Annotated in this window: 20 protein-coding genes and 1 riboswitch; of the genes, 18 read left to right on the forward strand and 2 right to left on the reverse strand. The window is 46.7% G+C overall.

All coding sequences use genetic code 11. From position 1 onward, the window contains the following. Positions 1-3: 3 nt before the first annotated feature. From ACFQ3W_RS08235 to ACFQ3W_RS08280, 10 genes are all read left to right on the forward strand, one after another. On the forward strand, positions 4-1,194 hold the full coding sequence (locus ACFQ3W_RS08235) for a D-alanyl-D-alanine carboxypeptidase family protein (protein WP_379318481.1): 1,191 nt from the start codon (positions 4-6) through the stop codon (positions 1,192-1,194). Between the two features lie 88 nt (positions 1,195-1,282). Continuing rightward, positions 1,283-1,636 carry an anti-sigma F factor antagonist gene (gene spoIIAA / locus ACFQ3W_RS08240; protein WP_379318483.1) on the forward strand — a complete coding sequence of 118 codons (354 nt, stop codon included), beginning with the start codon at positions 1,283-1,285 and terminating at the stop codon, positions 1,634-1,636. 20 nt (positions 1,637-1,656) lie between these two features. After that, a complete protein-coding gene (spoIIAB, locus tag ACFQ3W_RS08245) occupies positions 1,657-2,085 on the forward strand; it encodes an anti-sigma F factor (protein ID WP_379318658.1) in 429 nt (142 codons plus the stop codon). 11 nt (positions 2,086-2,096) lie between these two features. Then, positions 2,097-2,852, forward strand: a complete 756-nt coding sequence (gene sigF, locus ACFQ3W_RS08250) for an RNA polymerase sporulation sigma factor SigF (protein ID WP_379318485.1) — start codon at positions 2,097-2,099, stop codon at positions 2,850-2,852. Between the two features lie 208 nt (positions 2,853-3,060). Then, the gene (gene deoD, locus ACFQ3W_RS08255; RefSeq protein ID WP_379318488.1) at positions 3,061-3,768 is read left to right on the forward strand and encodes a purine-nucleoside phosphorylase; all 708 of its coding nucleotides are present in this window, start codon (positions 3,061-3,063) and stop codon (positions 3,766-3,768) included. Between the two features lie 228 nt (positions 3,769-3,996). Then, on the forward strand, positions 3,997-4,641 hold the full coding sequence (locus ACFQ3W_RS08260; RefSeq protein WP_379318491.1) for a stage V sporulation protein AA: 645 nt from the start codon (positions 3,997-3,999) through the stop codon (positions 4,639-4,641). Then, complete coding sequence (locus tag ACFQ3W_RS08265; protein WP_379318493.1) at positions 4,638-5,063, forward strand: stage V sporulation protein AB; 426 nt, start codon at positions 4,638-4,640, stop codon at positions 5,061-5,063. The genes ACFQ3W_RS08260 and ACFQ3W_RS08265 overlap by 4 nt, the downstream gene beginning before the upstream one ends. Before the next feature lie 30 nt (positions 5,064-5,093). Beyond that, positions 5,094-6,746, forward strand: coding sequence for a spore germination protein (locus ACFQ3W_RS08270; protein WP_379318660.1), 1,653 nt, complete (start codon positions 5,094-5,096; stop codon positions 6,744-6,746). A 112-nt stretch (positions 6,747-6,858) separates the two neighbouring features. Next, on the forward strand, positions 6,859-8,190 hold the full coding sequence (gene lysA, locus ACFQ3W_RS08275; RefSeq protein WP_379318495.1) for a diaminopimelate decarboxylase: 1,332 nt from the start codon (positions 6,859-6,861) through the stop codon (positions 8,188-8,190). A gap of 176 nt (positions 8,191-8,366) precedes the next feature. Next, positions 8,367-8,804 carry a peptidylprolyl isomerase gene (locus ACFQ3W_RS08280; protein WP_379318497.1) on the forward strand — a complete coding sequence of 146 codons (438 nt, stop codon included), beginning with the start codon at positions 8,367-8,369 and terminating at the stop codon, positions 8,802-8,804. Between the two features lie 80 nt (positions 8,805-8,884). Here the strand turns inward: ACFQ3W_RS08280 and tlp are convergent, their stop codons facing one another. Together tlp and ACFQ3W_RS08290 are read right to left on the reverse strand one after the other, a co-directional pair. After that, positions 8,885-9,112: a small acid-soluble spore protein Tlp gene (gene tlp / locus ACFQ3W_RS08285; RefSeq protein ID WP_379318499.1), complete on the reverse strand. Its 228-nt coding sequence runs from the start codon at positions 9,110-9,112 to the stop codon at positions 8,885-8,887. 68 nt (positions 9,113-9,180) lie between these two features. Then, a complete protein-coding gene (locus ACFQ3W_RS08290) occupies positions 9,181-9,663 on the reverse strand; it encodes a helix-turn-helix domain-containing protein (RefSeq protein ID WP_379318502.1) in 483 nt (160 codons plus the stop codon). A 710-nt stretch (positions 9,664-10,373) separates the two neighbouring features. Here ACFQ3W_RS08290 and ACFQ3W_RS08295 point away from each other — a divergent pair. The 8 genes from ACFQ3W_RS08295 to scpB all read left to right on the forward strand — a co-directional run bounded on the left by ACFQ3W_RS08295 (position 10,374) and on the right by scpB (position 19,581). Continuing rightward, complete coding sequence (locus ACFQ3W_RS08295) at positions 10,374-11,606, forward strand: dicarboxylate/amino acid:cation symporter (RefSeq protein WP_379318504.1); 1,233 nt, start codon at positions 10,374-10,376, stop codon at positions 11,604-11,606. 21 nt (positions 11,607-11,627) lie between these two features. Then, positions 11,628-13,922 carry a beta-L-arabinofuranosidase domain-containing protein gene (locus tag ACFQ3W_RS08300; RefSeq protein WP_379318506.1) on the forward strand — a complete coding sequence of 765 codons (2,295 nt, stop codon included), beginning with the start codon at positions 11,628-11,630 and terminating at the stop codon, positions 13,920-13,922. 104 nt (positions 13,923-14,026) lie between these two features. After that, positions 14,027-14,216: riboswitch (FMN riboswitch) on the forward strand. A 263-nt stretch (positions 14,217-14,479) separates the two neighbouring features. Then, complete coding sequence (gene ribD, locus ACFQ3W_RS08305; protein WP_379318508.1) at positions 14,480-15,589, forward strand: bifunctional diaminohydroxyphosphoribosylaminopyrimidine deaminase/5-amino-6-(5-phosphoribosylamino)uracil reductase RibD; 1,110 nt, start codon at positions 14,480-14,482, stop codon at positions 15,587-15,589. 21 nt (positions 15,590-15,610) lie between these two features. Continuing rightward, positions 15,611-16,288: a riboflavin synthase gene (ribE, locus tag ACFQ3W_RS08310; RefSeq protein ID WP_379318510.1), complete on the forward strand. Its 678-nt coding sequence runs from the start codon at positions 15,611-15,613 to the stop codon at positions 16,286-16,288. Positions 16,289-16,312: 24 nt separating this feature from the next. After that, complete coding sequence (locus tag ACFQ3W_RS08315) at positions 16,313-17,551, forward strand: bifunctional 3,4-dihydroxy-2-butanone-4-phosphate synthase/GTP cyclohydrolase II (protein WP_379318512.1); 1,239 nt, start codon at positions 16,313-16,315, stop codon at positions 17,549-17,551. A 66-nt stretch (positions 17,552-17,617) separates the two neighbouring features. Further along, the gene (gene ribH / locus ACFQ3W_RS08320; protein ID WP_379318515.1) at positions 17,618-18,085 is read left to right on the forward strand and encodes a 6,7-dimethyl-8-ribityllumazine synthase; all 468 of its coding nucleotides are present in this window, start codon (positions 17,618-17,620) and stop codon (positions 18,083-18,085) included. A gap of 100 nt (positions 18,086-18,185) precedes the next feature. Beyond that, positions 18,186-18,983, forward strand: a complete 798-nt coding sequence (locus ACFQ3W_RS08325; protein ID WP_379318517.1) for a segregation and condensation protein A — start codon at positions 18,186-18,188, stop codon at positions 18,981-18,983. Beyond that, the gene (gene scpB, locus ACFQ3W_RS08330; RefSeq protein ID WP_379318519.1) at positions 18,952-19,581 is read left to right on the forward strand and encodes an SMC-Scp complex subunit ScpB; all 630 of its coding nucleotides are present in this window, start codon (positions 18,952-18,954) and stop codon (positions 19,579-19,581) included. Before ACFQ3W_RS08325 ends, scpB begins: the two co-directional genes overlap by 32 nt. Positions 19,582-19,627 lie beyond the last annotated feature (46 nt).

Below are 19,627 nucleotides of genomic sequence, written 5' to 3' on the forward strand. Positions count from 1 at the left end.
ATCTTGAAAAGACAGGTATTGATCTGGTTCACCGCATTGGCATTAGCCTTTTCGGTCTGGCCTACCTATATACAGGCTGAGGACGGGGGGCCTCATGATGGTGACGACGAGATTGCCTTAGCGGAAAATGCCCGCTCGGCGGTGCTGATGGATGCAGATACCGGAACGGTTATCTATGAGAAGAAATCCCATGAGCAGCTGCCACCGGCAAGCATTACAAAAATTATGACCATGCTGCTAACCATGGAAGCTATCGACAAAGGGACACTGAAGCTCACCGACAAGGTGACGGCTAGTGAATATGCCGCTTCGATGGGCGGTTCACAAATTTTTCTGGAGCCCGGTGAAAGCATGACCGTGGACGAAATGCTGAAGGGTGTAGCTATGGCATCGGGAAATGATGCGTCTGTAGCGCTAGCTGAGAAATTAGCGGGTTCGGAGAAGGCCTTTATCAAGATGATGAACCAACGAGCCGAACAGCTCGGGATGAAGGATACGCACTTTGCGAACTGCAATGGTCTGCCGACAGAAAATCACTACAGCTCGGCCCATGATATCGCAATTATGAGCCGGGAGCTTTTGAAGCATGATGGCGTTACAAAGTATACCGGAGCCTATCAAGACCATTTACGGAAAGGCTCGGAAAAGCCGTTCTGGCTGGTTAATACGAACAAGTTAGTCCGGTTCTACAGCGGAGCGGACGGACTCAAAACGGGATACACTTCGGAGGCAAAATTCTGTCTGGCCGCAACGGCAAAGCGTGACGGCCTGCGTGTGATCGCCGTCGTTCTTGGCGAGCCGAATACGAAAACACGCAACAGCGAAGTTTCTGGCATGTTTGATTATGCCTTCTCTCAATATGCACTGCAGCCGATTTATAAAGCTGGGGAAATGATCGGAAAAGTGAAGGTGCAAAAAGGGAAAACCCCGCAAATCGAATTGGCCGCAGGGAAGACACTGAACGTTCTGGTCAAGAAAGGGATGTCGGCGGAAAATATCACGCACAAGCTTGTTTTGCCGGAAAAACTGGCGGCTCCGATAAAAGCCGGGCAACCTGTCGGCAAGCTTGTCGTTTACCAGGATGGACGCGTATTGACGGAGTTCGAGCTTACTGCTCCCGCTGATGTGGATAAGGCAGGCTGGTGGACATTATTTAAACGAACCGCGGCACACTTGTTTTTTGTAGATTCATAGGGCTTTTCTTCTAGTTTTGTCAATAGGCAGGAATCGGGCTTTGGTGCGTAGAAATGTGTGTTCATGTCAGGGAGGAGAGTGAACAGACATGAAGTTGGATTTAGAAATGGAAAGGCTTCGCGATACGCTCATTGTGCGTTTGGGCGGCGAATTGGATCATCATACGGCTGATGGGGTTCGGGTACGGATGGATGAGGAAATCGGCCGTGGGAACTGCCGTAATCTGATCTTGAGCCTGGGTGAGCTGCAGTTCATGGATAGCTCCGGCCTTGGCGTTATACTCGGGAGATACAAACTGATCAAGCAAAAAGGCGGGAAAATGATTCTTTCTGGCGCAAATCCTTCAGTTTACCGATTGTTCGAGATGTCGGGTTTGTTTAAAATCATGTCCATTTACGACAATGAGGAACTGGCGCTTACGGATTTGGAGGTGGCCCTGTGAGTACGAATGACCGTAATTTCATGTCGCTGCAGTTTGCGGCCAAGTCGGAAAACGAGTCTTTTGCCCGCGTGACGGTCGCAGCATTCGTGTCCCAGCTTGATCCGACCATGGACGAAATAACGGATTTGAAGACCGTCGTTTCTGAGGCGGTAACCAATTCCATCATTCATGGGTATGACGGGAATCCGGAAGGAATTGTCACTATTTCAACTGCCATTGAGGGAGATACGGTGACGTTAGTCATCGAGGATCAAGGGCGAGGAATTGAAGATGTAGAGCTGGCTAAACAGCCGCTGTATACTTCCAAACCTGAGTTGGAACGGTCCGGAATGGGCTTTACAATTATGGAGAACTTCATGGATGAGTTTGATGTGACTAGTGAGATCGGCGGGGGAACCCGCATTCGGATGAAGAAAAGGATTGTATCTAAGAAAGCTTTATACAATTAGGGGTTGGATCTATGGATGCCGAAGTGAAGCAAACCTCGAGAGAGTTTTTGGACGACACGGAAGTTAAACGGTTGATCGCCCTGAGTCAATCCGGGGATCACGCTGCCAGGGACCGACTGGTCAACTGCAATATTCGGCTGGTTTGGTCTGTTGTGCAGCGGTTTATGAATCGGGGCTACGAACCCGAAGATTTGTTTCAAATCGGTTGCATCGGCCTGCTTAAATCGGTGGACAAATTCGATCTAAGCTATGATGTCAAGTTTTCAACCTACGCCGTGCCGATGATTATCGGCGAGATTCAACGCTTTTTACGTGACGACGGGACGCTTAAGGTTAGCCGTTCGCTCAAAGAGATGGCTAATAAAGTTCGGAAGAAGAAGGATGAGCTGTCCAAGCGTTTGAACCGTCTGCCTACCGTGAAGGAAGTAGCCGAGGAGCTCGGAGTCACTCCGGAAGATGTCGTATTTGCTCAAGAGGCGAACAAACCGCCGGCCTCTATTCACGAGACGGTGTTCGAGAATGACGGGGACCCGATAACGCTGATGGATCAGATCGCCGATGAGTCACAGGAGCGTTGGTTTGATAAGATGGCGTTACATGAAGCGATTGACGGGCTGTCCGACAGGGAAAGGCTTATTGTCTACCTGCGGTATTATCGGGACCAGACGCAATCCGAAGTGGCCCTAAGGCTTGGCATTTCACAAGTACAGGTGTCCAGGCTGGAAAAGAAGATTCTGCAAAGCATCCGAGATCAAATCGCACAATAATCCGAAGAAGGCTGTAACAGAACAACCCCTTTAGGTTAACCGTGTTCGGAGGATTTCCGACAGAGTTAACCTAAAGGGGATTTTTATGTGGCTGGGTAATGCAATTGTTCGGTGGATCATTTTCTGCCTTATGCATGTACGCAATCTGACGTATCCTATATAATAGGTATGTGTCATCCAACATTTCACTATAAGGGGATTCTAAACAATGAGTGTACATATTGCAGCTAAATCAGGGGATATCGCGGAAACGATACTGTTACCGGGCGACCCGCTAAGAGCGAAATTTATTGCCGAAACGTACTTGAGCGATGTCACTTGCTATAATGAAGTGCGTGGCATGCTTGGTTTTACAGGTACATATGAAGGGAAAAGAGTATCCGTTCAGGGAACTGGAATGGGCATCCCTTCCATTTCGATTTATGTCAACGAGCTCATTTCAGAGTATGGCGTTAAAAATTTGATTCGCGTTGGCACCTGTGGCGGGATGCAGGAGCATGTCCATGTACGTGATGTCATTTTGGCACAGGCTGCTTGCACCGATTCCAGTATGAATCGTCATGTATTCGGCGGCTACGACTTTGCTCCGATCGCTAGCTTCTCTCTGCTAAAGGCAGCGTACGATCGGGCTGTGGAAAAAGGATTGAAGCTGCATGTCGGTAATGTATTTAGTTCGGACATGTTCTACCGGGACGATAAGTCCGTTACAGAACTGCTTATGAAGTACGGCGTACTTGGCGTTGAGATGGAAACAACTGGACTCTATACGCTAGCTGCTAAGTATGGAGTGAACGCACTGACGATTTTGACAGTGAGCGATCATTTGCTAACCGGCGAAGAAACGACCTCGGAAGAACGCCAAAAGACGTTCAACGAGATGATGGAAGTTGCGCTTGATACGGCCGTCGCATTGTAAATGAGCAGAGCGGTTCAAGTATAGATTGAAACTAAGCATGTAATAGGAACAGGCTGAGCAAGGGTTATGTGTAACCCCGCTTGGTCTGTTTTTTTGCTGTCCCATCATTGGAGTTCGACTTATCCTGCACGAAACGTATTCCATGGAACTCCTTTATCTCTTAGTTAAGAGTAAAGGCCATCCTGACTTGGCATACTATGGGCAATACGCAACCAAGAGGTGATCTGAATGGAGGATAAATCCGCTTCTATCATCTATCTGCGTCTTCGCAAGCAAGTGGGACTTCCGGCAGGTAACCCCATTCGGTTGCGGGACGTCGCTAGGGTCCTGGCTGAGCCGAAGCTGGAGGCCAAGATTTTAGATCTCATGCTTGTTCAGCCGGAGCATCACGACGGGAACCTAATCGTTATCGATTTGATTCAAGTCATTAGCACCATCAAGGAACAGTTCCCAGAGCTGCAGATCGAGTTTATCGGAGAACCTCAAGTTCTAGTGGAGATGATCAAGAGAGAGAAGAAACCATCATTGATCCTGTTTGGTCTCGTTTGGCTGCTGCTTTTTTTTGGTGCGGCGCTTACGATTATGAATTTTCATGCCGATGTCAGCATGCCGGAGGTACAGGTTCGTATCGTTGAAATGATCACGGGGGTTAAGGATGACCATCCTTACTTATTTCAAGGTGCGTATTCTGTAGGCATCGGATTTGGGATGATCGTCTTTTTTAATCATTTGTTCAAGAAAAAATGGAATGAGGAGCCAACGCCGCTTGAGGTTGAAATGTTCTTATACCAGGACAACCTCAATCAGTATGTGATTGCCGAGGAATTTAAAAAAATGCACCCCGAGCAGCTTAAGAAGGGGAAAGCGAAATGATGCCTGGCGTATCGGAGACGTTAACCGTTTTTTTCGGTTTAGCCGGAGGTATCGCTGTAGGTGGCGGTGTCATTGCGTTATTCATTGTGCTGGACATGATACCAAGACTCGCGCAGGTTACTCGCTCTTATGATAAAGTTCACTGGTACGAGGGGGCGATGATCAGCGGGGCAGTTCTCGGTACGGTAGCCGATTTCTGGAACTGGAAAATCACAGGTCCCTGGTTGCTGAGTGGGGTAGTCGGTTTGTTCAACGGGGTTTTCGTTGGAATGCTGGCGGCCGCCTTGACGGAGGTGCTGAACGTACTGCCTATATTGGCCAAAAGATTACATATGCAAAGGTATCTATTCGGCTTGTTGCTAGCAATGGTACTTGGTAAAATGGCCGGTTCGCTATTTGAATGGTTTGTTTACAGACCCTAAATCAAAGCTATGGAGGTTGAGAGGACGATGATGGATCAAGAGCATCATGGCTCAATGGAGGAGGGGCAGGACCACTTGCATTCGGCTCCTGACTTCGAACCGGGTGGAGCGGAGAAAACGGAGCAGAAGGATAGCGGACCGGGCCGACCGTCCATGAAGCGAAAAAGGGAGTCGGAAATGTCCAACTCTGTGGAAGAATCGATCCGGTATTGGCAGAAGAACGACGACATCAGCCGAAGTCTGACTACCACCAAGCTTACGCTGCAGGAAGTGGTAGGATTAGGAAGCAGCTTCGATGTCATTTTTCATGAAATGACCTTTGCCGGCAAGCGAACGGGCTTGTTTTATATCAACGGCTTTGCCAGATCCGAGATTTTGCAGCAAATCATTAAGCGGCTCACTTATTTGACGCCGGACAGTTTATCTGCCAGCGCGATACGCTCCTTTATGGAATTGTATATACCCCATATGCAAGTTGAAAAAACGGAGAAGCTGAGCGTCGTCATTAACAAGGTGATGACCGGAATGAGCGCTTTGTTCGTTGAAGGGGAGCAGGTTGCGATTCTGATGGACACGCGCTCCTATCCGGTTCGTAGTCCGGAAGAACCGACACTGGAGCGGGTTGTCCGAGGGGCACGCGATGGCTTCACCGAAACCTTGGTCACCAATATTACACTGGTACGGAGACGTCTGCGCGATCCCGGGGCTATGTTTGAAGTCATCAGTGTAGGACGGAGAACCCGAACCGATGTGTGCATTGCCTATATCGACGATATTGTAGACAAAACGCAGGTTGATTCTATTCGGGAAAAGATTAAGGCGATTAACATTGACGGAATTCCCTTAGCGGATAAGCAACTGGAGGAAGCGATCGATCATGGAGGAAGGTGGAATCCTTATCCGCTTGTTCGCTACTCGGAACGCCCCGATGTGGTGGCTTCGCATTTATTAGAGGGGCGGGTCGTCCTATTTGTAGACACATCGCCAAGTGTAATGATTTTGCCAACGACTTTTTTTGATTTGTGTCAGCATGCGGAGGAGAATCGCCAAACGCCCTTTATTGGAACCTACTTGCGCTGGGTCCGCTTTTTAGGAATTTTTGCTTCTCTGTTTCTGCTTCCGCTTTGGCTGCTTGTCGTCATCCATCCGGAGTATAAGCCAGCTACCTTAGCCTTCATCGGTCCGCAAAAAATGGCTAAAATTCCGCTCATCGCCCAGTTCTTGTTCGTAGAGTTCGGCGTAGATCTTTTGCGGATGGCTGCAGTTCATACGCCGACACCGCTTGCCTCTGCAATGGGTTTGATCGCGGCTATCATGATCGGTGACATCGCTGTAAAGACAGGACTCTTCGTTAATGAGGTAGTTCTGTACATGGCTGTGGCCGCCATCGGGATGTTTGCGACTCCGAGTTATGAATTGGGACTTGCTAACCGGGTTGTCCGATTGGCTTTACTGGTTGCGGTAGCGATATTTGGGGCACCGGGCCTCATCATTGGGTTGACTGCATTCGTCCTATTTCTGACAATGCGCCGGTCGTACAACTCCCCTTACCTGTGGCCATTTATACCATTTAATGCAAAGGCTATGCTGGCGGTTTTGTTCCGTGTACCTGTACTAACCTCTAAACAAAGACCGTCAATTAACAAAACTAGGGACAGAACGCGTATGCCGCGTAAAAATTAGACAGGTCTGCTTGTCTTACAAATAACACAAATGATATTCACAAAAGTCCATTTTTCATACATCGGTTGTTTGCTATACTGATGTAAAATTTGAAAGTGGAGGACTGCATAGGATGTATTTACACGGTACCAGCAAAATCAATGCATTAGGCCATCTCGAGATCGGCGGCTGCGATACAGTTGAACTAAAGCAAACCTACAGCACGCCGCTCTACATCGTAGATGAAGCCCTTGTTCGGCAAAGATGCCGTGAATATATGGATGCTTTCAAAGCATCGGGGCTGGCTTTCCAGGTTGCCTACGCCAGCAAAGCATTCTGTGTCATGGCAATGTGCCGGCTGGCCGAAGAGGAAGGGTTGTCCCTCGACGTTGTTTCTGAGGGCGAGCTATATACGGCTCTTCAAGCAGGATTTCCAGCACAGCGAATCCATTTTCATGGTAACAACAAGACAATGGATGAACTGGAAATGGCTATTGAAGCCAAAATCGGCTGTTTTGTAGCAGATAACTTTACTGAGCTTCATATGCTTCAAGCCCTTGCCGCTGATAAAGGCGTTTCCGTTAATGTTTTGCTTCGCGTTACGCCGGGGGTTGAAGCTCACACACATGAATATATTTCTACTGGACAAATAGATTCCAAATTTGGCTTTGATATCGGTAACGGCTCGGCGTTTGAAGCAGTTGAGCTAGCATCCCGCAGTTTGAATTTGAACTTGCTGGGAGTTCATTCCCACATCGGTTCGCAAATTTTTGAGGTGGAAGGCTTCCAGCTAGCAATCGAGCGGGTGGCGGCATTTTCTGCTGATGTCAAGGAACGTCTTGACGTCACCTTCAAGGTGATCAATCTAGGCGGTGGGTTTGGTATACGCTACACGGATGAAGATACGCCGCTTCTAGTATCCGATTATGTCCGTGCTATTACGGATGCAGTGAAGCAGTATTTCGCTGGCATCTATACACAGCTTCCGGAAATTTGGGTTGAACCGGGTCGCAGCATTGTTGGTGATGCCGGAACAACGCTTTACACGGTAGGTACGAGCAAGGATATTCCTGGAGTTCGGAAATATGTTGCTGTGGATGGCGGGATGACAGATAATCCACGTCCGGCTCTGTACGGTTCTAAATACGAAGCCATGCTGGCAAACCGCGGGAATGACGCTGCCGAGGAGACTGTCTCAATCGCCGGCAAATGCTGCGAAAGCGGCGATATGTTGATCTGGGATGCTGAGCTCCCAAAGGTACAAAGCGGAGATTTGCTCGCTGTGGCGTGCACGGGGGCTTACAACTACGCAATGGCAAGCAACTACAACCGGATTCGCCGCCCGGCAGTCGTTTTTGTGCATAATGGACGCGGTGATCTGGTTGTGAAACGGGAGACCTTGCAGGACTTGATATCCTGTGACGTGATTCCGGAACGAATTACTAAGGAGCCGTCTTATAAATAAATGGTTTTGCGCTGCAGGGCCTGCCCGATATCTTTCTTAAACGAAGAAAAATTTCGGGTGGAGTCCTGTTTTTTTGCCCACGGCGCGTTTTTTTAGTACACTGGAATAGGTTGTCTTAGAAAATAAGGGGGAAACCCCAATGAGCCTTAGAAAAAGAAGAAGGAAGTGACCTAAATATGAAAAAAGGTAAAATCGTTTTGGAAAAAGGCGGAGAGGTAGAAATTCAGTTTCTACCGGAGGAAGCGCCTGGTACGGTAGCTAATTTCGAGAAGCTGGCTAATACCGGCTTTTATAACGGACTTACGTTTCACCGCGTGATCCCAGGATTCGTAGCACAAGGGGGTTGTCCCATTGGCAATGGCACGGGTGGACCTGGTTATACGATCAAATGCGAAACCGCAACAAATACAACGAAGCACGAGCGTGGGGTTCTTTCGATGGCCCATGCCGGTAAAGACACAGGCGGCAGCCAATTCTTTATCGTATATGAACCACAGCCGCACCTTGACGGGGTACATACCGTGTTCGGTAAGGTTACTTCCGGCATGGAATATGTAGATCAAATCCGCCCTGGGGACAAAATGAAAGAAGTTTCTGTTTGGAACGAAGCTTAAGTTAGATCAAGATCAATAAGCTCTATTGAAAAAGGTGTTCGATAGCCGGCTTAAACGGCCGGTCAATCGAACACCCTTTTTCATTTTTTTCGTTGATGTGCAGCCTCATCCTTAACTTCTTCCCGGAAGCCCTCGATGGCATGCAATCGCTTTTTGTTTTTCTCCTCGATTTGCTCTTTCTCCTCGCCGGAAATTTCATCGGCGTGCTCGCTTAAGTAATCTTGTCCTTCACGGAAGTTCTCGATCGTATTTTGAATGCTTCTTTGCAGTTTGTCGACATTATCGGAGCGATCGTCTGGTTTTGCCACGTTCAATTCCTCCTGGGCAGAAATTTTGTGATTGATATCGAGATTAAGATTACCTTGTTCGGCATCATTTATTCACTGGAGAACTGGCCCGTTTGAGAAGTGATTTTTCTATACTCCAATGGGCTCACTCCGGTTGCCTTTTTGAATTGTTTGCAAAAGTAGGACGTATCGGAAAAACCAACGGAAGCCGCAATCCAGTTCACTGTTTTATCGCGATCAGCCAATAGTTGCTTCGCTTTATTGAGGCGAATTGATAAAAGCAGTTGCAACGGGCTCATACCGTATTTATTTTTTACACATCGGATAATATGCGCGGGATGAAAGGCGTACTGTGCAGCCAAATCGCTTAAGGCAAAATTTTGCTGATAATTTAAAGTAAAAAGATCATAAATTTCCGCCGCGACGTCTTTTTCATCCGAACGTTCATTGACGCAAAAAATAGTCAGTATTTTAAGAAACAACTGTTGATATTGTATTTGCGAAATGGTGGAAGAGTAGAACCGTTTTTCATTGTGATACTTATCGATTTTGACTTGAGAGATATCGTCCATATGGCTTTTTAGGACATCGTGAAAGCTCTTATCGATCACCCCGTACTGAGGCAGCGAAATATAAAAGGTATCTTTTTTATAATATTTGTGTTTGTTCATCTTGGTGGGTACATGGGAAATCGGACTTTCCGAATAAGAAAAACTGCCTGTCGTGTAAAAATGTATCCAGGAAAATGTAGTGTCATCTGTACATGATTTGTATCCTTTATGCAGATTGTCCGGTACAGAATTAAAAATTGCCCGGGCTTCACTACATATTTCTGCCCATTTTCCTCAAGATAAAGTGTGCCAGTAAATACGAAGATTAAGTCAAAGGTATTGTTTAGAATGCGACGTTCATGAATATCGCCTTTCCGAAAGAGTGAAATACCTCCAACAATAAAGTGCGGCAGTGGAGGGCAACTGAAATTGATATATAACATTCCAAAACTCCTATGTTCATTTTGTTTTATTATAAATACCATGGCAAATGGCAAGAAATCAATGATAAAAGTCAATTCCAGTTCCTGCCGAGTATAGGGAAGAATAAGAAATGCTCATAATATCATATTTTACAAGTTAATAATGATATATTTTTTGCTAATTTTAATAATTTAAAAAATCGACCCTTCCTCCCATACTTAGTTTATAAACTTTTTATTTCGTCGACGATAGAAAAGTTTGAAAGCGCATTAATCTAACACAAACAACTTCATGAGGTGAGAACAACAATGCTGAATGTTTTAAAAAATTACAAGTTTTCAATTATTTTGTTGGCAGGCGTGTTGGTAGGCGGGATTACCGGTACAATTCTTGGCGAACGCTCATCCGTATTGCAGCCCTTTGCGGATATATTTCTGAATCTGGTGTTTTGTATTATCGTTCCGCTAGTTTTTGTGTCGATTGCCAGCTCGATCGCCAGCATGACCAATTTGAAGAAATTAGGAAAAATCCTGGGCATCTTTTTTATGGTGATTGTTATTACGGGCTTAATTACTGCTGTATTGGCGCTGATCAGCGGCCTCATTTTTAATCCGGCCCTGCATTCGCAGGTCACTTTAGGGAAAGCGGCGCAAGTTGCAGGCAGCTCTTTGGATTTTGTCAGATTGTTTACAGTTTCCGATTTCGTAGAATTGCTCTCATTAAAAAATATGATGGCACTAATTGTTTTCGCCATCTTATTCGGGATATCCGTAAGCTCGATCGGGGAGATGGGAGAGCCTGTTGTCAAACTGTTAAACAGCTTATCCGCAGTATTGAACAAAGTCGTATCTATTATCATGTACTACGCTCCCATCGGTATTGCCTGTTATTTCGCTACATTAATCGGAAAAGTAGGTAATCAGGTAGTTTGGTCCGTGGCCCGAGCTTCGATCATTTACTCCGTTTTCTGTATCTTGTTTTTCGTTTTATTTTCGGTGATAGCTTCTTATTACGGCGGAGGCACAACTGGATTGAAGCGGTTCTGGAAAAATATTTGGCTGTCGCTGACGACTGCCATGGGAACCTGCAGCAGTACGGCTTGCATCCCAGTCAATCGGCTGGCTGCCAAGGATATGGGAATCCCCGATGAAATTAGCGATATCATTATTCCGCTTGGGGCAAGCGTTCATAAAAACGGGGTTGTCGCTGTACAAATCATAAAGATCGTGTTTTTGTTCGGTATTTTTAACATGACGATGGGGCCGGCCGATATAGCTACGGCGATTATCGTTGCTTTGATCAGTGGAATTATTGTGGGTACGATCCCAAGCAGAGGATTTATTGGAGAGATGTTTATCTGTACTGCTTTTGGATTTCCTATGGAAGCGGTTCCGATTCTTGTGATTATGGGCACGATTACAGATCCTTTCTGCACGATGGTAAACGTAACGGGTGACCCGGCTATATGTATGGTCATTTCGCGAATTGTTGAAGGAAAGAACTGGGTAAAAGACAAAATTGGAAATTTAAAAGAAGCTTAAGATAAGAGAGGATGTACGAATATGGATGGGAAAGATGTAAAGACGCGACGGCTGGAGATGGCGGAACTTGACTGCGACGGCATTTATATTGGCAATTTGCATACTGTGGATACGGATCTACAACTGCCTTCCGTGGGAAAGAATGGCTCATCGATTGTTTGGGAATCTAAAGAAATTCTCTTTTTAAGCCATGGAGGCAAGGTTACAAGACCGTCTCATGGCGTTGGAAACAGAATCGTTCCCTTGGTGGCAACCGTAACATTTGAAGGGGAAACCATACAGAGAACCTTTGATGTCACAGTGCTGGAGGAAGAGTATAAAGCTGAGATCGTTAAAGTATATCCTGTCCAGATCCGAACGCAAGCAGGATTAAAGCCGGAATTGCCGGTAGTCGTTGTAGTCAAAAACGATACCGGAAGCCGGACGGTAAAAAATGTATCTTGGGAGCCGATCGAAAGAGAAAGTTATGAGAAAACGGGCGTATTTATTATCAAAGGCGATGTAGAAGATACTGGCTGGAAAGCTGAAGCGAAAGTTGAAGTGGTGCATGAAGCTGAGAAAATGATCCCGCATGCCAAAAAAGTACATGCTTTTGGCGGACAAAGCGTATTGCTTGAGGCGGATACCGAATTTGGAGCGGCGATGAATCGTTCATTGCAGTATCTGTTATCTGTGGATGATGATCAAATGCTCTACAATTTTAGGGCAGCCGCCAATTTGGATGTCAGGGGCGCAAAGCCTATGACTGGCTGGGACGCTCCGGAATGCAACCTAAAAGGGCATACGACAGGGCATTATCTATCCGCTTTAGCACTTGCTTATAATGCAACAGGGGGACATTCGGCCATAAAAAATAAAATAGATTATATGATTAACGAATTAGGCCAATGTCAAAACGTAATGTCCCGGTTGCCCGGCTTTCATCCTGGGTTTCTAAGCGCCTACTCGGAGGAACAATTCGATTTATTGGAACAGTTCACCACGTACCCGACGATTTGGGCTCCTTATTATACGTTGCATAAGATTATGGCAGGTCTGTTGGATTGCTACACCATGGCCGGGAATGAAAGTGCCTTGGAGATTTGCATCCGGCTAGGGGATTGGGTCCACCACCGGTTAAGCAGGCTCTCCAAAGAGCAGCAACAGAAAATGTGGTCTTTGTACATTGCGGGAGAATTTGGCGGTCTGAACGAGCTTTTAACGGATCTGTACCTTATAACGGACAACCAAAATTACTTGGAAACCGCAAAATACTTTGATAATCAGAAATTATTATTTCCTATGAAGGAAAATATGGACACTCTCGGTGACATGCATGCCAATCAACATATTCCGCAAATTATCGGCGCTTTGAAACTATTTGAGGCCGAAGGGGAGCCATCCTATTATGCAGTCGCTCAAAACTTTTGGCATATGGTTACAGAAGACCATGCTTATCAAATCGGCGGCGTTGGAGAAACGGAAATGTTCAGGGAGTCCGGCAAGATTGATGCTTATTTAACTGATAAAACCGCAGAAACTTGCGCCAGCTACAATATGTTAAAGCTGACAAAAGAATTATACTGTTTTGAACCTAAAAAGGAATACATGGACTATTATGAAAGAACCGTTTATAATCACATCCTGGCTACGGAAAACAGTAAGAAGGTGGAGGGGGGGAGCACTTATTTCATGCCTCTAGCCCCGGGTTCATGCAAGAAATTCGATACCCATGAGAATACTTGTTGTCACGGAACCGGTCTGGAAAACCATTTCAAATACCAGGATAGCATTTATTTCCATGGCCGAGATAACTTGTTTGTCAACCTGTACATTCCGTCTACTTTACTGTGGAAAGAGCGAGAGATAACCGTATCCCAAAAAAGATATAGAGGGGAATTCTCCGAAACAGTGCAGTTTTTTATTGATGGCGGGAAAGAATTAAACATCCTCTTCAGAATTCCCGAGTGGGTAGAACGTTCTATCACAGTAAAGTTAAATGATGTCCAGATCACCCCCAACCATGTGGACGGATATCTTCAAATTCAAAAAGTATGGGATCGCGATAAGGTAGAACTAATCATTCCTTATTCTTTAAGATTGATAAGCACTCCGGATGATTCTCAAATTAATAGCGTTTTTTACGGGCCTTACGTTCTGGCAGCTATCGATGAGAGGCAGGATTTCATTACTTGGCCATACAGCGAGGAACAATTCGTGCAGCGAATGAAAAAATTGGATGGGGATTTGAATTTTTCCCTAGACGGCATATGCTTTGTTCCGCTGTATCAAATCCAAGATCAGAGATACCACACTTATTTTAAGTTTTTGGAATAGAGGTTTGAGCGAGAGTCCTTGCATTTTTTATTTTGTGGTGGTAACATTACCCCAGAGCCTATGGGATCAATAAAGATAGTCATAGGAAACGAATAAAATATGCTACAATCCTTCGGGGCAGGGTGTAATTCCCTACCGACGGTAATGGCTTCTTGGGCTTGAGTCGTTTTTGGCACAGTATCCCCCAGGTAGCACAAGTCCGTGACCCGTATGTGGAATTTAAGGTTGTCTACATATGGCTGAGCCGGTGAGATTCCGGGACCGACAGTATAGTCTGGATGGGAGAAGGAAGACGCGGAGCACATATCGGATCAAAACGAGTGTGTAGAAACTAAAAGAGGTTAACTTTTCAAGTTCCACATTTCACAATGTTACTTGAATGTGGAGGCTTGGAAAACGGCGGCTCACGGTATCGTCATTATTGACGAGCCTTAATTGCTATCGTCGTCAGCTCTTTTCCATATGCGTATAACAGCTCTCATAACACCCTGCCGGATTCAAATGCGGCAGGGTTATTTATTTTTTTCGGATAATTAAGTACGCGGAGGTGAGAACAAATGAATGTGATCGATGACGAGTATTACATGGGACTCGCGCTGGATATGGCTGAGCGGGCTTTAGGTCAGACCGGGGTAAATCCAGTCGTGGGCGCCGTCGTCGTTAAGGATGGGGTGCTCGTCGGACTTGGAACGCATCTACAGCGAGGGACGCCGCATGCCGAGGTCCATGCACTTAATATGGCCGGGTCAAATGCGGAAGGGAGTACAGTTTATGTATCCCTCGAACCGTGCAGCCACTATGGTCTGACTCCTCCCTGTGCCGAACGTTTAATCCAAGAGAAAGTAAAACGGGTTGTAGTAGCCTGTGAGGATCCCAATCCTCAGGTTGCTGGCCGAGGAATTGCCATGCTGCAAAACAGCGGCATCGAAGTAAAGGCTGGCGTGCTACGAGAACGGGCCATAAAGCTGAACCGTAAGTTCATTAAGTTTATTTCTACCGGTCTTCCCTATGTAACAATTAAAACGGCAAGCACTTTGGACGGTAAAATCGCTTCAAAAACAGGGGATAGCAAATGGATATCTAATGAAGGCTCACGCGAACTCGTGCATACGCTTCGGCACCGTCACCAGGCGATAATGGTTGGCGTATCCACGATCATAGCGGACGATCCCCAGCTAACGACAAGACTGTCTGTACCGGGACTTTCTCCTATTAGACTGATCGTCGATTCTAAGCTTCGCATTCCAACGACAGCTAAGGTGTTGAACGATAACCTGGCAAAAACAGTGATTTTGACGACAGAGCAAGCCGATCAGAACAAAGCGGCTTACCTTACTGAACACGGCATCCAGCTCATTTATTGTGGTGATAATGCTCAGGTGGATCTGCAGCTTGCGTTGAAGCAGCTTGGTCAGCAAGGAATATCTTCCGTTCTTGTAGAGGGTGGTGGTCATATTAATGGTTCGCTGCTGCAAGGCAAGCTTGTCGATGAAGTAGTGCTATTCTTTGCGCCGAAGCTGATCGGCGGAGTTAACGCACCAAGCAGCTTCGTCTTCGATGGCTACGACCTAATGCAGGACGCCATTTCCTTGCGGGAAATGGAAGTCGAGCAAATCGGAGATAATATCTGTATCCGGGGGATTCCGGTTTGGAGCGGAGATAAATAATAGGCAAAGGAGGAGTGAACCATGTTTACCGGACTTGTTGAGGAAATCGGCACGATGAAATCGATTGGACGTAAAGGCGAAGCCATGCTGCTGGGGATATCAGCCAGCCATATTATTGACGGCATAAAGATCGGTGATAGCATCGCCGTTAATGGTGTATGCCTCACAGCTACTTCCTATGACGCTTCCTCTTTTACGGTTGACGTCATGCCGCAGACATACCGCAATACGAACCTCAAGGAATTGAAGCCGGGTAGCCGTGTAAACCTGGAGCGGGCCATGGCCGCGGGTGGACGGTTTGGGGGCCACATCGTTCAGGGACATGTGGACGGGGTCGGCACGATTATGGGTATGACGAAAGACCAAAACGCGGTCGTGTTCGAAGTGGCTCCGGCTAATCCATCCTTGTTTAAATACATCATCCCTAAAGGCTCGATAACTGTTGATGGCATCAGCCTTACAGTGGTTAACGCAGCTAACGGAAAATTTACGATATCGATCATTCCGCATACGCTGGCGCAGACGGTGCTGGCCTTTAAGCGGGGTGGAGATACGGTTAACCTGGAGTGCGATATACTTGGCAAGTATGTGGACCATTTGCTGAGACACGGAAGGGAAACTACCGAACAGGAAGCCGAAGCCCAGGGAAATAAGCAGGGTCTTGATATGTCGTTCCTTGCCGCAAACGGTTTTGTGTAAAAGAACTATAGGAGGGGATACAACATGAGCGAGTTTAAACTCGACCGGATTGAAGATGCAGTTTACGATTTGATGCGAGGAAAAGTAATTATCGTCGTTGATGATGAAGATCGGGAGAATGAAGGAGATTTTGTTGCCCTTGCGGAGAAGGCCACACCGGAAGTCATTAATTTCATGATCACGCACGCGCGTGGCCTGGTCTGCTTGCCGATTACAGCTGAGCGAGCTGAAGAACTGGAGCTGCAGCCGATGGTTGCGCAAAACACAGATAACCACGGGACCGCATTTACGGTTTCGATTGACCATAAAGATACGACTACGGGAATTTCTGCTTACGAGCGTTCGTTGACCGTTAAAGGAATTATGGATCCGAATGCCAAGCCTTCGGATTTTCGCCGCCCTGGCCATATGTTCCCGCTGATCGCCAAAAAAGGTGGAGTGCTTCGCCGTGCAGGACATACCGAAGCTGCGGTTGATCTGGCCCGGATGTGCGGTGCCTACCCAGCCGGGGTCATCTGTGAAGTGATTAAAGAAGATGGCACAATGGCCAGATTGCCAGATTTGGTGGAAGTTGCAAAGACTTACGATCTTAAATTGATCAGCGTCAAAGACCTTATCCATTACCGAAATGAGAAGGAAAAGCTTGTTAACCGTGAGGTCGAAGTACGTATGCCGACCGATTACGGCGAATTCCGGGCAATCGCTTATACCAATGACGTCGATTCCAAAGAAAACGTTGCTTTGGTCAAAGGTGAAATCAACGGCGAGGAACCGGTGCTGGTTCGTGTTCATTCCGAATGTCTTACCGGTGATGTATTCCATTCACACCGCTGTGACTGCGGTCCGCAGTTTGAAGCTGCGCTCCGGCAGATTGAGGAAGCGGGAAACGGTGTTCTGCTGTATATGCGTCAGGAAGGACGAGGCATCGGGCTCATAAATAAATTGAAGGCTTATAAACTGCAGGAGCAGGGCTTCGATACGGTTGACGCGAATCTTAAGCTAGGATTTCCGGCAGACCTTCGCGATTATGGTATCGGAGCGCAAATATTGAAGGATTTGGGCGTTCGTAAAATTCGCCTGATGACTAACAATCCGCGCAAAATCAAAGGGCTAGAAGGATATGGCCTGGAAGTCGTTGAGCGCGTTCCGATTCAAATCCGAGAAAACGAGGACAATTCCAAGTATCTGCATACGAAGCAAGCCAAGCTGGGCCATTTGCTCCGGTTTGATGATTTGGAGCAAGATGAATCGGCCCATAGCTAAGCTGCTTTTATGATATATATGTAGACATTTTTGATAACAATCCAATACAAAGGGGTAAGATGATCAATGGCAAACGTATTTGAAGGGCATTTAGTATCGGAAGGTTTAAAATATGCGATCGTGGTAGGTCGTTTTAACGAATTCATTACAAGCAAACTGCTTTCGGGCGCACTCGACGCTCTCAAGCGGCATGGTGCAAAAGATGAGGAGGTCAATGTTGCTTGGGTTCCGGGCGCGTTCGAAATCCCATTCGCAGCTCAGAAGTTGGCGGAAAGTGGGAAATACGACGCAGTCATCACCCTTGGCACTGTGATTCGCGGTTCAACCACCCATTATGATTACGTATGTAACGAAGTTGCGAAAGGCGTGGCCGCGGTTGGGTTGAAAACCGGTGTACCAACAATATTCGGTGTCGTGACAACAGAGAATATCGAACAGGCTATTGAGCGTGCGGGCACTAAAGCAGGCAATAAAGGCTGGGATGCTGCGATGGCAGCCATTGAAATGGCGAACTTGACGAAACAGTTAAAATAGTGCTTATTAAATGTAGTATCCTCGCTTCTCGGGGGTACTACTTTTTTCATTTTTACGTTAAAATTGTTACATATGTTTGGTTACGGGTGGAGGATGTTCATTGACGACTGTATTGTACAAGCTGGAAACTTTCGAGGGCCCGCTGGATTTGCTATTGCACTTGATCGATAAGGCAGAGATAGACATCAAGGATATTTCAATCAGCGAAATTACCGATCAGTACCTCGAATATTTGCACGACATGCAGGAACTTGAGCTGGAGGTTACCAGCGAGTTTCTTGTAATGGCGGCGACTTTGCTGTCTATGAAGAGTAAGCTGTTACTGCCCAAACCGCCCGTTATTGAATTTGAGGACGATTTTGATTATTTGCTGGAGGATGAGGAAGATCCGCGCGATGAGCTGATCCGTAAGCTGATCGAATATCGTAAATATAAAGGAATTGCGGAGCATTTACATGAACGTGAGTGGGAACGAAGCCTGATTTTCTCGAAGGAGCCGGAGGATTTAAGTCCTTTTTTGCCTGATGTACAGGAGAACCCGGTAAAAGGCTTGCACGCTGCCGATTTGATCACCATTTTTCAAAAGGCGCTTAGGAGAGCTGTAAAGCGTAATACTGTAGCGAGAATTCACCGTGATGAAATTTCGGTTAAAGACCGGATCAAAGAAGTTGTAGCAGCGTTTGAGCACACGGGAAGAGGGGGACGCTTACTTTTTTCAAAGCTTCTGCATAAGGACATGTACCGGCACGAGATCGTTGTAACTTTTCTAGCTATATTGGAACTCATGAAGATGAAACAAATCGTCTGCTATCAGAACCAATTGTTTGATGATATTGTGATGGAATGGAGAGGGGAAGGAAAGGCTGATGAATTTTCAGGACTTGAAATCGATTATTGAGGGATTGCTGTTTCTGGCAGGGGAAGAGGGGTTAAGCCTGAAACAGCTTGCGGAGGTGACGGAGCAGCGGCCTGAAGTGATTTCGGATGCGCTGCTTGATATGAAGTCGTCCTTTGAGCGGGCCAAAAGGGGGCTGCAGGTAGTCCAGATCGCCGGGAACTATCAGCTAGCCACATTACCGGAGCACGCCCCTTATTTCGAGCGGCTGGCCTATTCTCCATCCCGTTCCTCCTTGTCTCAGGCAGCGCTTGAAGCCCTTTCAATTGTTGCATATCGGCAGCCGATTACACGGGTTGAGATCGAGGAGATCAGAGGGGTCAAGTCGGAGCGGGCTATCCATACGCTTGTTAACAAAGACTTAATCGAGGAAGTAGGACGGGCGGAAGCGATTGGACGTCCGATTCTATATGGAACGACGAAGGCGTTTCTCGATTATTTTGGGTTAGCTAGCCTTAAGGACTTGCCAGATCTGGCCGAATTTGAAAATGCGGATCAGCTGGAGGAAGAAACCCACCTGCTGTTTCAAAAGCTGGAGGAGCAGCAGCTTACTTTTGACGATGTCGACAGTGAAGGACCGGAACCTCCTATTGAAGAATAAAATAGAAAAACAAGCTTAACGAAATACCTCCGTACTTTCTTTGTGG

The sequence above is a fragment of the Paenibacillus puldeungensis genome (genome assembly GCF_042678945.1).
Classification (GTDB): domain Bacteria; phylum Bacillota; class Bacilli; order Paenibacillales; family Paenibacillaceae; genus Fontibacillus; species Fontibacillus puldeungensis.

Excerpts from the sequence above, each read along its gene's own strand:
- spoIIAA (WP_379318483.1), top strand. The coding sequence starts at position 1,283 with ATGAAGTTGGATTTAGAAATGGAAAGGCTTCGCGATACGCTCATTGTG.
- spoIIAB (WP_379318658.1), top strand. The coding sequence starts at position 1,657 with ATGTCGCTGCAGTTTGCGGCCAAGTCGGAAAACGAGTCTTTTGCCCGC.
- sigF (WP_379318485.1), top strand. The coding sequence starts at position 2,097 with ATGGATGCCGAAGTGAAGCAAACCTCGAGAGAGTTTTTGGACGACACG.
- deoD (WP_379318488.1), top strand. The coding sequence starts at position 3,061 with ATGAGTGTACATATTGCAGCTAAATCAGGGGATATCGCGGAAACGATA.
- ACFQ3W_RS08260 (WP_379318491.1), top strand. The coding sequence starts at position 3,997 with ATGGAGGATAAATCCGCTTCTATCATCTATCTGCGTCTTCGCAAGCAA.
- ACFQ3W_RS08265 (WP_379318493.1), top strand. The coding sequence starts at position 4,638 with ATGATGCCTGGCGTATCGGAGACGTTAACCGTTTTTTTCGGTTTAGCC.
- ACFQ3W_RS08270 (WP_379318660.1), top strand. The coding sequence starts at position 5,094 with ATGGATCAAGAGCATCATGGCTCAATGGAGGAGGGGCAGGACCACTTG.
- lysA (WP_379318495.1), top strand. The coding sequence starts at position 6,859 with ATGTATTTACACGGTACCAGCAAAATCAATGCATTAGGCCATCTCGAG.
- ACFQ3W_RS08280 (WP_379318497.1), top strand. The coding sequence starts at position 8,367 with ATGAAAAAAGGTAAAATCGTTTTGGAAAAAGGCGGAGAGGTAGAAATT.
- ACFQ3W_RS08290 (WP_379318502.1), bottom strand. The coding sequence starts at position 9,663 with ATGGACGATATCTCTCAAGTCAAAATCGATAAGTATCACAATGAAAAA.
- ACFQ3W_RS08295 (WP_379318504.1), top strand. The coding sequence starts at position 10,374 with ATGCTGAATGTTTTAAAAAATTACAAGTTTTCAATTATTTTGTTGGCA.
- ACFQ3W_RS08300 (WP_379318506.1), top strand. The coding sequence starts at position 11,628 with ATGGATGGGAAAGATGTAAAGACGCGACGGCTGGAGATGGCGGAACTT.
- ribD (WP_379318508.1), top strand. The coding sequence starts at position 14,480 with ATGAATGTGATCGATGACGAGTATTACATGGGACTCGCGCTGGATATG.
- ribE (WP_379318510.1), top strand. The coding sequence starts at position 15,611 with ATGTTTACCGGACTTGTTGAGGAAATCGGCACGATGAAATCGATTGGA.
- ACFQ3W_RS08315 (WP_379318512.1), top strand. The coding sequence starts at position 16,313 with ATGAGCGAGTTTAAACTCGACCGGATTGAAGATGCAGTTTACGATTTG.
- ribH (WP_379318515.1), top strand. The coding sequence starts at position 17,618 with ATGGCAAACGTATTTGAAGGGCATTTAGTATCGGAAGGTTTAAAATAT.
- scpB (WP_379318519.1), top strand. The coding sequence starts at position 18,952 with ATGAATTTTCAGGACTTGAAATCGATTATTGAGGGATTGCTGTTTCTG.